Consider the following 14,362-nt stretch of genomic DNA (forward strand, 5'->3'; position numbering starts at 1 on the left):
TGTTTGACTCAGGAATCAGGCCAGTTCGGCGCGCAGTTGACGGGCTGCCGTCACCAGGTGGATCAATGCCGCTTCCGTCTCCGGCCAACCTCGCGTCTTCAACCCACAATCCGGGTTCACCCACAACCGCTCCGCCGGAATCCGCTTCGCCGCCTTGCGCAACAGATTGGCCATCTCCGAAGCATCCGGCACGCGCGGCGAGTGGATGTCATACACGCCCGGCCCAATGTCATTCGGATAAGCGAAGGCTTCAAACGCATCCAGCAACGCCATATCCGAACGTGAAGTCTCGATGGTGATCACGTCAGCATCCATCGCCGCGATGCTTTCGATCACATCGTTGAATTCGCTGTAGCACATGTGGGTGTGGATCTGGGTTTCGTCACGCACACCCGAGGCGCACAGGCGGAATACTTCGGTGGCCCAATTCAGATAAAACTGCCACTGCGCCTGGCGTAGCGGCAGGCCTTCGCGGAATGCGGCTTCGTCGATCTGCACGATCTTGATACCGGCGGCTTCCAGGTCCACCACTTCATCACGAATGGCGAGGGCCAATTGACGGGCCTGCGCTTCACGGCTCACGTCTTCGCGGGGGAACGACCACATCAGCATCGTCACCGGGCCGGTCAGCATGCCCTTCATCACCTTGCCTGTCAGGCCTTGGGCGTAGCGTATCCATTCGACGGTCATGGCTTTCGGGCGGCTCAAGTCGCCCACAATCACCGCCGGTTTCACGCAGCGCGAACCATAGCTCTGCACCCAGCCGAAGCGGGTGAATGCATAGCCGTCCAGTTGTTCGGCGAAGTACTCGACCATGTCGTTACGCTCGGCTTCACCGTGCACCAGCACGTCCAGGCCGAGGTTTTCCTGCACCTCCACGGCGTGCTTGATCTCGCTGTGCATGGCTTCGACGTATTCGGCTTCGCTCAGTTTTCCAGCCTTGTACGACTGACGCGCCAGGCGAATCGACGCGGTCTGCGGGAACGAACCGATGGTGGTGGTCGGGAACAGCGGCAGTTTGAGGCCGGCACGTTGCTTCTCGATGCGCTGGGCAAACAGTGACGGGCGCCGGCTGTCCTTGGCGGTGATCGCAGCCACACGGGCTTGCACCGCAGGTTTGTGGATACGCGGCGACGCGGCGCGGGCCGCTTGTACGGTGCGGCTCTCAGCCAGGGCCGCCAGTACGCTTGGCGCTTCTGGCGCGTCGACCGCACGTGCCAACACGGCGACTTCAGCGCACTTCTGCACGGCAAACGCCAGCCAGCTTTTCAGCTCAGTATCTAATTTGTCTTCACGGCCCACATCCACCGGGCTGTGCAACAAGGAACAGGACGGCGCAACCCACAAACGATCACCCAGTTTCTCATGGGCGTGCTGCAAGGTAGCCAAGGCCTTTTCCAGGTCGCAACGCCAGACGTTACGGCCGTTGACCACGCCCAGGGACAGCACCTTATACGCCGGCAGGCGGTCGAGGATGGTCGGGTACTGGTCCGGCGCACGCACCAGGTCGATGTGCAGGCCATCCACCGGCAAGTTGGCGGCCAAACCGAGGTTCTCTTCCAGGCCACCGAAGTAAGTCGCCACCAGCTTTTTCAACGGGTCGCGCTGGATCTGGTTGTAGGCACGTTCAAAGGCGTTTTTCCAATCCTGCGGCAGGTCCAGCACCAGGATCGGCTCGTCGATCTGTACCCACTCCACGCCCAGTTCTGCCAGGCGCTGGAAGATCTGGCCGTACAGCGGCAGCAAACGGTCAAGCAAATCGAGCTTGTCGAAGTCGCCGCCCTTGGCCTTGCCTAGCCACAGGTAAGTCAGCGGGCCGATCACCACCGGCTTGACGTTGTGGCCCAGTTCGCGGGCTTCCTGGACTTCTTCGAACAGTTGCTCCCAGCCCAAGTGAAACTGCTGATCCGCACTGAATTCAGGCACCAGATAGTGGTAATTGGTATCGAACCACTTGGTCATTTCCTGGGCGTGGGCACCGCCGCAGCAGCTGTCGCTGACACCACGGGCCATGCCGAACAGGGTCTGCAACGTGGCGTTGCCATCCGCCGGGCGGAACCGCTCCGGGATCACACCGAACATCAGTGAGTGGGTCAGTACCTGGTCGTACCAGGCGAAGTCACCGGCTGGCAGCAGTTCAATGCCGGCCTGTTTTTGCAAGTCCCAGTGGGTCTTGCGCAGGTCACGGCCAACGGCGCGCAGGCCGGCTTCGTCGAGTTCGCCCTTCCAGAACGCTTCCTGCGCTTTTTTCAATTCACGATCGCGTCCAATGCGCGGAAAACCCAGGGAATGAGCGACTGCCATGACTTACAACTCCAATGTCAATATTTATGGAGCCATTGTCGGCAGATGCAGATAGTGAGACAAACTCATTTTATTCGAGATGATCACAAGATTTGCTCATGTTGAGCCTCGATAGGTAGTGAGCGGGCGGCCCTCACATTTGAGTTGAGGTTTTTTCAGGTTATCGTGCCGGCACCGACAGGAAGAGAACCCACATGGATGCAACGACTCAAGGCAGTTGCCTCTGCGGCGCCGTCACCTATCAGATCTCGACATCACTCAAGGCCGTCACCCACTGCCACTGCAAAACGTGCCAGAAAAGTCATGGTGCAGCGTTCGCCACATATGCCAGCGCACCCCAATCAGCCGTGACTATCATTGCTTTGCGGGACGCGCTGAAAAGTTATGAGTCGTCACCGGGTATTACTCGCCAGTTCTGTTCAGCATGCGGATCATCACTGTTCTGGAGCGACGCCAAAGGGCAGTACCCAGAGTGGATTTCGATTGCGCTGGGCACTCTCGATACATCTTTCACTGCAGAGAACCAGGTGCACAGTTGCACCGACTCCAAGGCTCCTTGGCTTCGCGGACAGCTCCTGTGAGTCAGCTCAACGGAGAGTTCTCGATACGCAAACTGGAACACCTTCCAGAGCAAATCCGCGTGCTGGAAGCGCAGGCCTTCGCTGAAGGTTTCAGATTCCTGACGCGCCTGATTACCGAGTGGGACGACCACGCCAACCAATTCGACCAACCGGGCGAGTGCCTGTTGGGCGTATTTCGTGAAGGGCAACTGGTTGCAATCGGCGGCCTTAACTGTGACCCCTATGCACCTTCAGGTACGGGACGACTCCGTCGCATTTACGTTGCGCCCGCCATACGCGGTCGCAATGTCGGAAAAGCACTGGTGCAACAGCTGCTGGAACATGCCCGCGCGCAGTTCCAATCGGTTCGCCTGTCGACTGATACACCCGAAGCCGCAGCGTTTTATCTTCGCTGTGGCTTTCACCAAGTGGCGGATGACACGGCAACGCACGCAAAGGCACTGAAGGGCGACTGAGACGGGCACAGTCTACGTTGCGCCTTCAGATTAAACTGCGGGAGTTGTCGAGCTTCAGCGAGGCTGCGATGGCGGTATGTCAGGCGGCATCTCTATCGGCAGTGCCACCGTCATCGCGGCCTCGCTGGGGCTCGACGGCTCCCACATTGGGTTTCGCGGTGTTTGGAAGGTGTTTACATCAATGGAATCGAATAACTCACGAACAGCCGATTCTGGTCCTGATCCCGTGCGACCTCGCTGCGCGAAACCCCATTACGCCAGCCAAACCCAACGTTCTTGAACGTACCGCTCTGCACCACGTAATCCAGGGCAATATCCCGCTCCCACTCGCTCGCGTCATTACCGCTGGTGGTGAGGATATGCTCGCCCTTCAAGTACATCAGCGACGCCTTCAAGCCAGGCACCCCGAGCGAAGCGAAGTCATAGGCATATTGCGCAAACGCCGTGCGCTCACCGGCCTGGATGAAGGTCTGCACGGTGCGGTCGGTGTAGAGGTACAGGCTGGAACCACCCTCCCCTTTATTCACCAAACCGCCCTGGTTGAGTTGGGCGAAGTTGCTGTCGTCCGAGACTTGCTGGTAACCGGCAGTAATCGCGTGTGGGCCCAGAGAATAGATGAACGCCGCGCTCCAGGTGTTGTTGTCGATTTCACCGGTGCCGTTCTTGGTATAACCGCCAAGTTTGTAGCCTTCGGCACGACCGGCGACGGTGCTGTTTTTGCCGTCAGACGTGGTCTTGAAGTAACGCAGGTCAGTCTTCAGCGAGCCGTATTCGCCGAGCGGTAACACGTGGATCAGCCCGGCAAAGTGTTGTTGGTAATAATCCTCAAGGTTGGCGTAGTAGTACTGGACCATCAGGTCCTTGGTTACTTGGTAGTCGGCACCGGCATAGTTGAATTTATTGCTTTCCTGAGTGCCACCCGCCGCGGCCAGGCCGCTGCGATCACTGGAGCCTCGACCGGTGGTGTGTTGCAGTTGGCCGCCGACCAGGGTCAGGTTGTCGATGTCCTTGCTGGTCATTTGCCCGCCTTCGAACGACTGCGGTAACAGGCGCCCGTCGTTGCTCACCAGGATCGGCAGGTTCGGCCGCAGGTAACCGTAGCGCGCCTCGGTCTTGGCAAAACGCGCCTTAGCGGTGGCACCGCCACGGCTCCAGCTATCGGCGGCCTTACCGTCGTCGTTGGGGAACATCGAGCTGCCCACATGGCGGCCGGCGCCGCTGTCGAGGGTCAGGGCGAGCATGCCGACCGCATCCAGGCCAAACCCCACAGTGCCATCGGTAAAGCCTGACTGATAGTTGAGGATAAACGCCTGGCCCCACTCTTCAGTCTTCGACGGTGCGGCGGCGCCGTCACGGTTGTCGTTGTTGAAGTAGAAGTTGCGCATGCTCACGTTGGCTTTACTGTCACTCAAGAAATCAGCCGAAGCCAAGGGGCTCAGGGCAATGCCCAGGCCGCCGGTCAATACGCTTAATATATTCAAAGTGGCTTTCATCAGGACGAACTCCGGCGCGGAATCCAAGTTCCGGGCGCAAATAATGGGCAGCAGGAAGCACGCGGACAAACTCGGGTTGGCCGGTGCGTTAACTAACGTTTACGACTTAGTTGCGCGAAGTGAACCTCCGTAAAACCTCAGTCAATCAATCCATGAGCGTCATAAAACGGGTACGGCCCCGGGTAGTCCCCGAACACGCCGTTATGGCTGATCAAACCTTGTTGCGCCTCCCAGCGATGCAACAAATAGCCCGCCGGCTCCAGGTTGAAATGCGCGGGCGCCGCTTCTTGCAAATCCAGCACGATCTGGTGAGACGTGCCGGGACACACACAACTCAAGCTGCCGCCGAAACGTCGCTGCATCGGCCGATGCAGATGCCCGCACAACAGCCGCTCCACTTGCGGATGGCGTGCGACGACCTGCTCCAGGCCGGCGGCGTTGATGAAGGGTTCCCGGTCCATATGGCCGATGCCGCTGATGAACGGCGGGTGATGCAGGATCAGCAAGGTGGGTGCACCAGGACGCCGCGCCAGTTGCTCATCGAGCCACTGCAATTGGCTGTCCAGCAACTGCCCGCCATGGCCACCGGGAATGGTGGAGTCGAGGCCGATCAGGCGCAGCGGATACTCGTCCACCACCCAGTCCAACGGGCCATCTGCCGACATTGGCAAATAAGGATGGTCACGGAACGCCTCCAGCAATGGCCCGCGTGTGTCATGGTTGCCAGGCACCAGGTAGCAGGGCATGTGCAGGCGTGCGAGTTCGGGGTGCAGCACGGCGTATTCATCGGCGCGACCGAAGTCCACCAAGTCACCGCTGATCACCACGATATCGGGCCGTGGGTGGCTGGCGTTCAAGTGGTCGACGGCGCGGCGCAACGCACCCAGGGTATCCACGACGCCGTAAGTCAGGCGCTGGCCGGCTTTGAGGTGCAAGTCGCTGATCTGCGCGACGAGAAACGGACGATTCACAATAGATTCTCAAGCATTCAGGGTGAACAACATGTGCGGCGCAACCGCCAGGGAAATCGGCGCGCCAACGGCGTACAGCTGGTTGTCGCTGCTGTCGACCAACAGCGGTTGCGGGCCGCCGACATCCACCAACAGGCGGCTTTGCGCGCCCTGGAAAAACTGCGCCAGCAGATGGCCGTGCAGGTGCCCCTCGCCCTCCATCACCCGCAGGTGTTCGGGGCGGCAGTAGACCGTGCCCGGCAGGTTGGCTTCGTGCCACGGCAACTCGCCGCCGCAGACTTTCAAGCCATGGGCCGACGGCTCAATCACCGCGAACGCATTGAGGTTGCCGACAAAACCCGCGACGAAGGCGTTGGCCGGTTTCTGGTAGATGTCCCGTGGGCTGGCCAACTGGGCGACGCGACCGTGTTCCATCACCAGGATGCGATCGCCCAGGGCCATGGCTTCACCCTGGTCGTGGGTGACGAACACCGACGTAATGCCGAGCCCGCGCAGCAGTTCATTCAACTCGCTGCGCAGGCGTTCGCGCAGTTGCGCGTCCAGCGCCGCCAGAGGTTCATCCAGCAATAAAACCTTGGGGCGCGGCGCCAACGCACGGGCCAAGGCCACGCGCTGACGCTGACCGCCGGAGAGTTCATGGATGCTGCGCTTGCCGTGGTTCTGCAAACCCACCAGTTCCAGCAGTTCTTCACAACGCTTGTTGCGCTCCGGTGCCGACATGCCGCGAATTTTCAGGCCGTAGACGATATTGCCCGCCACATCCAAGTTGGGAAACAGCGCATAGTTCTGAAACACCATACCCACATCGCGCCGCTCGATGGGCAGGCGGGTCACGTTCTGGTCACCGAAAAACACCTGGCCCACATCCGGGCGCTCCAAGCCGGCAATCAGGCGCAGCGTGGTGGTTTTGCCACAGCCGGACGGGCCAAGGATCGCCAGGGTTTCGCCGCCTTCGACGGTCAGGTTCAAGTCATGCACGGCCACGGTGCCATCGGCGAACGCCTTGCGACAACCTTGCAGGCAGATAGTGATAGCGGTCATCGACGCTCTCCACGGGACAAACGGGCACTGATGGCCTGCAGTGCAATCAGCAGCGGCACGATCATCAGCAAAAAGATAAGGGTGTAGGCGCTGGCGATTTCCAGACGCGCCGAGGCGTAGCTGTCGGCCAGGCCGACGGGCAAGGTTTTGGTCATCGGCGTGTGCAGCATCCAGGTCAGGTTGAATTCACCCAGGGACAAGGTGACCACCATCAGCACACCCGCCAGAATCCCCGCCCGGCAGTTGGGCACCACCACGCTGAAAAAGCGCTTGATCGGCCCCGCACCTAGGCTGGCCGCCGCCTCCTCCAGCACCGGCAATTGCTGACGCTGCATCACCGCCATCACCGGGCGTACCAGGAACGGCAAAGTGAACAGCACATGGCCGACGAGGATGAACAGCCAACTGCTGCGAAAGCTGCCGAACTGGCCGTAGGTCAGCAGCAAGGCCAGCGCACTCGCCAGGCCGGGCATGGCCACCGGCAGCACCATCAACTCTTCGAAGGCGCGGCTGAAGCGGTTGTTCATGCGCACCAAGGCGTAGGCTGCCGGCACACCGATGACACAGACGCACACCGCGCAGGCCAAGGCCAACTGCAGCGACAGCCACACAGTCGGCGAATAGGCCTGCCACACCTGAATAACCCAATCGAAGGTCAAGCCACTGGACACACCCACGAAAAAGTTGCGGGTCAGCCCGGCCAGCAACGACATCAGCACCGGCACCAGCATGAAGGCACACACCAGCAGGGTGAACAGCAGTTGAATCACAAACAGCGATGAGCGTTTCACAGCACCGTCCCCGCGTTTTTCACCAGGCGTCGCGTGAGCAGCAACACCGCCCAGGTCACCGCACCGAGTACCACCGACAGCGCAGCGGCGACGGCAAAATTGGCGTAGTTGGTGAATACATTGTAGATCGCCACCGGGGTGACATTGAGCCGCGTGCCCAAGGTAAAGGCGGTGCCGAAAGCGCCCATGGACGTGGCAAAGCAGATCGCCCCACAGGACGCCAACGCGGGTGCCAAACCGGGCACGATCACGTCGCAGACCACGCGCCAGTGCCCTGCGCCCAGTGAATGCGCGGCCTCCTCCAGGCTGCGGTCGAGGCTTTCGCAGGCGGCCATTACCGTGAGAATTACTCGCGGAATCGAGAAGTACAGGTAGCCCACAAACAGCCCCGCCAACGAGTAGGCGAAGATCCAACGTTCACCGGCCAGTTGCAGGCCCAGGGCGGCAAACAGACCTTGGCGCCCTGCCAACAGAATCACCAGAAAGCCCACCACCACGCCGGGAAAGGCCAAAGGAAAAGTGAGCAACGCCACCAGCGCCGAGCGCCCGAAGAACTGCTGTCGGGCGAGGAATACGCCGCTGATGCCGCCGATCACTAACGCGACCAACGTCACCACCACCGCCAGGATCAGGGTTTGCCCAAGGCTGCCCAGGTACTGCGCGCTGCTGAGCACCTGCCAATAGCCGCTGCCACTGCTGTCGCGGCTCTCGGCGCCAAGCATCATCAGGTGTGCCAGCGGCAACAACCAGAACGCGAGCAGTACTGCAAAAGCCGGGGCCAGCGCCCAGGCTGCATGTCTTGCCGATGCGGCCACTTACTTGACCTCGTTAAGGTATCGGGCAGCGAAGGCTTCCTGCACAGCGGCCATTTTTTCGTAGTCCACCACACCGGCACGGGCGTAGTCGCTGTCCGGGAGGAACTGCGCGGCCACGTCAGCCGGCATTTTCATTGGCCGCACTGGGCGCAAGTAGGCCTTGGCCCAAAGCGCCTGGCCTTCGTCCGACAGCACGAAGTCGAGGACTTTTTCGGCATTGGCGCGGTGTGGTGCATTGGCGACCAGGCTCATCACGTAGGGCACGCTGATGCTGCCTTCTTTCGGAATCACGAAGGCGACGTTGGCGTTGTCTTTGTAGCGCGCGCGGTAGGCGTTGAAGTCGTAGTCCACCAGGATCGGCAATTCGCCGGACAGCACCCGCGCATAGGCGGTTTGCTTGGGCACGATGGGGGCGTTTTTCGCGAGCTTCTGGAAGTAATCGATGGCCGGGGCAAAGTTGTCCAGGTCGCCGCCCATGGCGCGGTTGATCGCCACTGCCGACACGTAGCCGACGAAAGCACTGGACGGGTCAAGGTAACCGACCATGCCTTTGTATTCCGGTTTGAGCAGGTCAGCCCAGCTTTGCGGCACCGGCAAACCACCGAGCGCGTCGACATTGACCATGATGCCCAAGGTGCCGGAGTGGATCGCGAACCAATGCCCGGCCGGGTCTTTCAGGCCAGCGGGAATCTGCTCCCAGGCCTTGGGTTTGTAAGTGTCGACCACGCCGGCTTTTTGCGCCTGCAGGCCGAAGGTCACGCCGTAGTAGACGACATCGGCGACCGGTGCGGCTTTTTCGGCTACCAACTGCGCCAAGGACTGGCCGGAGTTCTTGTTGTCCAGCGGCACCTGCACGCCGGTGCTGGCGGCGATGGCCTTGAGCTGGGTGCCCCAATCGGCCCAGTCCGGCGGGCAGTTGTAGCAGATCGCGGTTTCGGCGGCCTGGGCCACGCTGGCCGCACCGCACAGCAACAGGGCTGCCAGGGTTTTACTGAGTGCGCGCATCAAGGGTCTCCTCGTAGGGTTGAGTACTTTCGCCAGGCCGTATATGGCAAGGCAGGCAATGGGACGTCGGAGCATTGCCGGCGATTTGCGCCAGCAGTTGGTCAATCACGGTGCTGGCCAACAGCGCAATGGGCTGCACCACGCTGCACAGGGTCGGGTGCATCTGGGTGCCGAGGCTGATGCCGTCGAAGCCCATCACCGAAAGCTGTTGGGGCACGTTCCAGGCGTTGCGACGCAGTTCGGCGATCAGGCTGATCGCCAGGAAATCGTTGGAGCACACCAAGGCGGTGGGTGCATCGTCGCCGTGGAGGAAAGGTTCGATGGCGGCGAATTCAGCCTGGGTGTGGGCCGGCATTTCGATCACCGGACGGCTCTTGAGGCCGTATTCCTGCATGGCATCGCAGTAGCCGGCATAGCGCAGGCGAGCGCGGTCCGATTGCAACGCGGGGCCGGCGACCATGCTGATGCGCCGGTGCCCGGCTTCGAGCAAATACCGCGTGGCCATGGCCATGCCGGCCCGGTTGTCGACCGACACCGCGCTGTAATTGGGGTTGCTCGGTTGGTGATAGGCCAATACGAACGGGGTTTTCTCGGTGTTCAGGCTACTGAGCACGACGTTGCTTTCGGCATCGGTGACCGTCAGCACCAGGCCGTCGACGCGCTGGCGGAGCAACTCTTCCACCACAATGCTTTCGCGCTCGCTGCTGTAGTCGGTGGTCGCCAGCAACAGGCTGTAGCCGCGCGAACGTGCCGCGCGCTCCATGGCCTGGAACTGTTCAGCGAACACCGGGTTGAGCAGGTTGGGCACCACCACACCGATCAACTGGGTGGTTTGCAGGCGCAATTGGCGACCCAGCAGATTAGGACGAAAGCCCAGCTCGCGGGCGGCGGCAAACACCTGCTCACGCGTCGCCGGGCGCACCTGGTCGGGGGAAGCAAAAGTGCGGGCGGCGGTGGCGCGGGATACGCCAGCCAGGCGCGCAACGTCTTTCAGGTCAGTCATGGTTACTCGCTTGAGATCGATCTCATTGGCGAGGACAGTACCGGGAGAATGTGGCATTCCGGCGGTAAGGAGATGACAGTTTGATGGCACCTGACTTGCTATACACAGATCAAAATGTGGGGTATGCCCATAGATGGTCATACTCCGCAGGTATTATTGAAAACCAAGGGCAGCAAATTCCGCCCACTAACCTTTCGATCTGATCCAAGTGCGGGCACAATGCGTGTCCTTTTTTGGCAGGCACCGCCGCAGGCTCTCAAAAATGATCAAAACGCCGTACTACCTCATCGATAAACAGAAACTTCTGGTCAACATGCAGAAGATTGCTTATGTGCGCGAGCAGTCCGGCGCCAAGGCGTTGCTGGCGCTCAAGTGCTTTGCCACCTGGTCGGTGTTCGACCTGATGCAGCAGTACATGGACGGCACCACCTCGTCGTCGTTGTATGAATTGAAGCTCGGCCGCCAGAAATTCGAAGGTGAAGCGCACGCCTACAGCGTGGCCTGGGCCGACGATGAAATCGAAGAGATGCTGGACAACTGCGATAAGATCATCTTCAACTCGATCAGCCAGCTGCAGCGCTTTGCCGAACGTTCCGAAGGCAAGACCCGTGGCCTGCGCGTGAACCCGCAGGTGAGCAGCTCCGACTACCTCCTGGCCGACCCGGCGCGCCCGTTTAGCCGCCTCGGCGAATGGGACCCGGTGAAGATCGAAGGCGTCATTGATCAGATCTCCGGCTTCATGTTCCACAACAACTGCGAGAACGGCGATTTCAGCCTGTTCGACAAAATGCTCGGCACCATCGAAGAACGCTTCGGCGCGCTGCTGCACAAGGTCGAGTGGGTCAGCCTTGGCGGCGGCATCCATTTCACCGGAGAAGACTATGCCGTGGACGCGTTCTGCGCGCGCTTGAAGGCGTTCTCCGAGAAGTACGGCGTGCAGGTCTACCTGGAACCGGGCGAAGCGGCAATCACCAACAGCGCCTCCCTGGAAGTGACCGTGCTCGACACCCTCTACAACGGCAAAAACCTCGCCGTGGTAGACAGCTCCATCGAAGCCCACCTGCTGGACCTGCTGATCTATCGCCTCAACGCCAAGCTGGCACCGAGCGAGGGTGAACACACCGTCATGGTGTGCGGCAAATCCTGCCTGGCCGGGGACATCTTCGGCGAGTATCAATTTGATCGTCCGCTGGCCATCGGCGATCGGCTGTCGTTCATCGACACCGCGGGCTACACCATGGTCAAGAAAAACTGGTTCAACGGCCTGAAAATGCCGTCCATCGTAGTGAAACAACTCGACGGTACAGTCGAAGTGGTTCGTGAATTTGGTTACGACGACTACCTGTCCAGCCTTTCGTAAGCTGGCGGATAAAGGAGAGATAAAGCAATTGAAAAAGAACGTTCTTATCATTGGTGCAGGAGGTGTCGCCAAGGTGGTGGCCCACAAGTGCGCGCAGCACAACGACGAACTCGGTCGTATTGCTATCGCGTCGCGCAACATCTCCAAATGCCAGGCCATCATCGACAGCGTCAAGGCCAAGGGTAGCCTCAAGGTTCCCGCCGACATCCAGGCCTTCGCGCTGAACGCCCTGGACGTGGAAGCGACCAAGGCCCTGATCCGCGAGACCGAATCGCAGATCGTCATCAACGTGGGTTCCGCGTTCCTCAACATGTCGGTACTGCGTGCCTGCATCGACACGGGTGTTGCGTACCTCGACACCGCGATCCACGAAGAGCCGGGCAAGGTCTGCGAGACCCCGCCGTGGTACGGCAACTACGAATGGAACCACCTGGAAGAGTGCAAACAGAAGAACATCACCGCCATCCTTGGCGTGGGCTTCGACCCAGGTGTCGTCAACGCGTACGCCGCGCTGGCGCAGCAACAGCATTTCGACCGCATTGACTCGATCGACATCCTCGACGTCAATGCCGGCTCCCATGGCAAATACTTCGCCACCAACTTCGACCCGGAAATCAACTTCCGCGAGTTCACCGGACAGGTGTGGAGCTGGCAGAACAGCCAGTGGACCAGCAACACCATGTTCGAAGTCAAACGCACCGACGACCTGCCGGTCGTCGGTTCGCAGAACCTTTACCTCACCGGCCACGATGAAGTGCACTCACTGTCGAAAAACCTCGACGTGCCCAACGTGCGCTTCTGGATGAGCTTCGGCGAACACTACATCAACGTGTTCACCGTACTGAAAAACCTCGGCCTGCTCTCCGAGAAGCCGGTCACCACCGCCGAAGGCCTGGAAGTCGTGCCGCTGAAACTGGTCAAGGCCGTACTGCCCGACCCGTCTTCGCTCGCGCCGGGCTACACCGGCAAGACCTGCATCGGCGACCTGGTCAAAGGCACCAAGGACGGCCAGCCGCGTGAGATGTTCATCTACAACGTGGCGTGCCATGAAGAAGCCTTTGCCGAGACAGACAGCCAGGGCATCTCGTACACCGCAGGCGTTCCCCCCGTAGCCGCTGCGCTGCTGGTAGCGCGCGGTGAGTGGGATGTGAAGCACATGGCCAACGTCGAGGAACTGCCCGCTGAGCCGTTCCTGAAAGCGCTGGACGTGATGGGGTTGCCGACTCGGATTAAAGACGAGAACGGTGATCGGGCTTGGGACGCGATTGCCTGAATAGGCGATAGCTGACCACAAAAAAATGCGCCCCGAGGGGCGCATTTTTTGTTGGGACTCACATAAATCCCAAAGAGCAATGAAAGTCAAAATGTGGGAGCTGGCACTCCGCCCCAGATTCTCGGATATTTCTCACAACCGTTTCAGGTTGTCGCTCGGAAGTGCGCTGACTAACCTCTCTGCCGTCGCTGCCAATTCAGCGACCGGATTTGACCGTCCGACTTCAAAGAGCAACTGCACCTACACCGATCTTCGGCGTTTTTTTTACGCCTGATGTATTGTGTCGCGGCAGTTGTACGCGGGATACCTTCGGGTATGCCGGTTTTGCTTCTTTGGCCGGTCGGTCAACCCGCGTATAGCTGCCACCCTAATTCGGTTGACCGCGAATCGTGGCAGCTCCATTTACAAAGGAGCTTCACCATGATCAAAGACAGTCCAAATCCCCCAGAAACACTCTTCACCGTCCGCACCGATTTAGGCACGGAAACCCTGCTGGTCAACGCCTCCCAGGACCTGGCCTCCATCAACGACATTGCAACTCATCTAGCCTTTGAAATCGACGGTGCTCAACGCAACGTCGCACTGGGTATCTGCCGCATGCTCGAAGGTGTGCAACTGCTGGTCGACAAGGCATTGGACGTTGCCCACCCGGCGGCTTGAAGATGGACGGGATAGAGCGCCTGAGCTATCTTCGGGCGCTCTATCGACCGCCCCCAAACAGGAAGTTACCGCTTGAGCACGTCCCCCCTACTGCGAGGCCGCACCTTCGCCCTCCTCGCCGGTATCGCCTTTATCGCCGTAGACCAACTCGTCAAACTACTGGCCCTGGTTACACTGCAAGCCAACAGTTTCAAAATCGGCGCCAGCCCCATCAACCTCGCGCTGGAACTGAGCCTTAACCCGGGCGCCTTCCTGAGCCTGGGCGCGGCTTTGCCGCCGCAGGTAAAACAGCTGATCTTTATCGTCGGCGTGGCGGTAGTGGTGGCCTGGGCGATGTGGTGGTCGCTTTCCAACTGGAGCCAACCGCTGCGTAAGGTCTTGCCGCTGTATGCGATTGCGTTGGGTGGCATTGCTAACCTAATCGACCGGGTTTTCCGGGATGGGCATGTCGTTGATTACATGGTGCTGAATGTAGGGCCTACGCATACCGGCGTGTTCAATATTGCCGATATCGCAATCACAGCCGGGGCGGTCTATTTAATGATCGACTTATTTGTAAAACCGCGCAGGGTTTGAGTCGATGAGAAAGTAACGTAAAGGACAACCTCTT

The 14,362-nt window shown here is 60.0% G+C and carries 14 protein-coding genes; 6 read left to right on the top strand and 8 right to left on the bottom strand.

The genetic code is table 11. The annotated features are described in order from the left end of the window. Positions 1-15: 15 nt before the first annotated feature. A complete protein-coding gene (gene metE, locus AACY30_RS16640) occupies positions 16-2,304 on the bottom strand; it encodes a 5-methyltetrahydropteroyltriglutamate--homocysteine S-methyltransferase (protein ID WP_339540743.1) in 2,289 nt (762 codons plus the stop codon). A gap of 194 nt (positions 2,305-2,498) precedes the next feature. On the opposite strand from metE, the gene AACY30_RS16645 reads away from it, so the two are divergent. After that, complete coding sequence (locus tag AACY30_RS16645; protein WP_339540744.1) at positions 2,499-2,885, top strand: GFA family protein; 387 nt, start codon at positions 2,499-2,501, stop codon at positions 2,883-2,885. Beyond that, positions 2,882-3,340, top strand: a complete 459-nt coding sequence (locus AACY30_RS16650) for a GNAT family N-acetyltransferase (protein ID WP_339540745.1) — start codon at positions 2,882-2,884, stop codon at positions 3,338-3,340. Before AACY30_RS16645 ends, AACY30_RS16650 begins: the two co-directional genes overlap by 4 nt. Before the next feature lie 173 nt (positions 3,341-3,513). Here AACY30_RS16650 and AACY30_RS16655 read toward each other — a convergent pair whose 3' ends face one another. The 7 genes from AACY30_RS16655 to AACY30_RS16685 all read right to left on the bottom strand — a co-directional run bounded on the left by AACY30_RS16655 (position 3,514) and on the right by AACY30_RS16685 (position 10,459). After that, complete coding sequence (locus AACY30_RS16655) at positions 3,514-4,833, bottom strand: OprD family porin (protein WP_339540746.1); 1,320 nt, start codon at positions 4,831-4,833, stop codon at positions 3,514-3,516. Positions 4,834-4,970: 137 nt separating this feature from the next. Further along, positions 4,971-5,804 (bottom strand): phosphodiesterase, encoded by an 834-nt coding sequence (locus AACY30_RS16660; RefSeq protein WP_339540747.1) that lies wholly within the window; start codon positions 5,802-5,804, stop codon positions 4,971-4,973. 9 nt (positions 5,805-5,813) lie between these two features. Further along, positions 5,814-6,845, bottom strand: coding sequence for an ABC transporter ATP-binding protein (locus AACY30_RS16665; RefSeq protein WP_339468707.1), 1,032 nt, complete (start codon positions 6,843-6,845; stop codon positions 5,814-5,816). Continuing rightward, positions 6,842-7,636, bottom strand: a complete 795-nt coding sequence (locus AACY30_RS16670; protein ID WP_339428500.1) for an ABC transporter permease — start codon at positions 7,634-7,636, stop codon at positions 6,842-6,844. Before AACY30_RS16670 ends, AACY30_RS16665 begins: the two co-directional genes overlap by 4 nt. Beyond that, the gene (locus AACY30_RS16675) at positions 7,633-8,451 is read right to left on the bottom strand and encodes an ABC transporter permease (protein ID WP_339436934.1); all 819 of its coding nucleotides are present in this window, start codon (positions 8,449-8,451) and stop codon (positions 7,633-7,635) included. Before AACY30_RS16675 ends, AACY30_RS16670 begins: the two co-directional genes overlap by 4 nt. Further along, entirely contained in the window at positions 8,452-9,456 is a 1,005-nt protein-coding gene (locus AACY30_RS16680) for an ABC transporter substrate-binding protein (protein WP_339436935.1), read from the bottom strand. Next, complete coding sequence (locus AACY30_RS16685; protein ID WP_339436936.1) at positions 9,440-10,459, bottom strand: LacI family DNA-binding transcriptional regulator; 1,020 nt, start codon at positions 10,457-10,459, stop codon at positions 9,440-9,442. Before AACY30_RS16685 ends, AACY30_RS16680 begins: the two co-directional genes overlap by 17 nt. A gap of 262 nt (positions 10,460-10,721) precedes the next feature. Between AACY30_RS16685 and AACY30_RS16690 the strand changes: the two genes are divergently transcribed. The 4 genes from AACY30_RS16690 (at position 10,722) to AACY30_RS16705 (ending at position 14,328) form a co-directional block, all read left to right on the top strand. Next, positions 10,722-11,819, top strand: coding sequence for a carboxynorspermidine decarboxylase (locus tag AACY30_RS16690; protein WP_339540748.1), 1,098 nt, complete (start codon positions 10,722-10,724; stop codon positions 11,817-11,819). A 28-nt stretch (positions 11,820-11,847) separates the two neighbouring features. Beyond that, positions 11,848-13,092: a saccharopine dehydrogenase family protein gene (locus AACY30_RS16695; protein WP_339428497.1), complete on the top strand. Its 1,245-nt coding sequence runs from the start codon at positions 11,848-11,850 to the stop codon at positions 13,090-13,092. Positions 13,093-13,512: 420 nt separating this feature from the next. Further along, positions 13,513-13,752 carry a DUF6124 family protein gene (locus tag AACY30_RS16700; RefSeq protein ID WP_445261441.1) on the top strand — a complete coding sequence of 80 codons (240 nt, stop codon included), beginning with the start codon at positions 13,513-13,515 and terminating at the stop codon, positions 13,750-13,752. Positions 13,753-13,824: 72 nt separating this feature from the next. Further along, positions 13,825-14,328 carry a signal peptidase II gene (locus tag AACY30_RS16705; protein WP_339468711.1) on the top strand — a complete coding sequence of 168 codons (504 nt, stop codon included), beginning with the start codon at positions 13,825-13,827 and terminating at the stop codon, positions 14,326-14,328. The last annotated feature ends 34 nt before the right edge of the window (positions 14,329-14,362 follow it).

It is taken from the genome of Pseudomonas sp. RA_5y_Pfl1_P24 (genome assembly GCF_963970945.1).
In the GTDB taxonomy this organism is placed as follows: Bacteria; Pseudomonadota; Gammaproteobacteria; order Pseudomonadales; family Pseudomonadaceae; genus Aquipseudomonas; species Aquipseudomonas tritici.

Coding starts and splice junctions, on each gene's coding strand:
- metE (WP_339540743.1), bottom strand. CDS start 2,304: ATGGCAGTCGCTCATTCCCTGGGTTTTCCGCGCATTGGACGCGATCGT.
- AACY30_RS16645 (WP_339540744.1), top strand. CDS start 2,499: ATGGATGCAACGACTCAAGGCAGTTGCCTCTGCGGCGCCGTCACCTAT.
- AACY30_RS16655 (WP_339540746.1), bottom strand. CDS start 4,833: ATGAAAGCCACTTTGAATATATTAAGCGTATTGACCGGCGGCCTGGGC.
- AACY30_RS16665 (WP_339468707.1), bottom strand. CDS start 6,845: ATGACCGCTATCACTATCTGCCTGCAAGGTTGTCGCAAGGCGTTCGCC.
- AACY30_RS16680 (WP_339436935.1), bottom strand. CDS start 9,456: ATGCGCGCACTCAGTAAAACCCTGGCAGCCCTGTTGCTGTGCGGTGCG.
- AACY30_RS16685 (WP_339436936.1), bottom strand. CDS start 10,459: ATGACTGACCTGAAAGACGTTGCGCGCCTGGCTGGCGTATCCCGCGCC.
- AACY30_RS16690 (WP_339540748.1), top strand. CDS start 10,722: ATGATCAAAACGCCGTACTACCTCATCGATAAACAGAAACTTCTGGTC.
- AACY30_RS16700 (WP_445261441.1), top strand. CDS start 13,513: ATGATCAAAGACAGTCCAAATCCCCCAGAAACACTCTTCACCGTCCGC.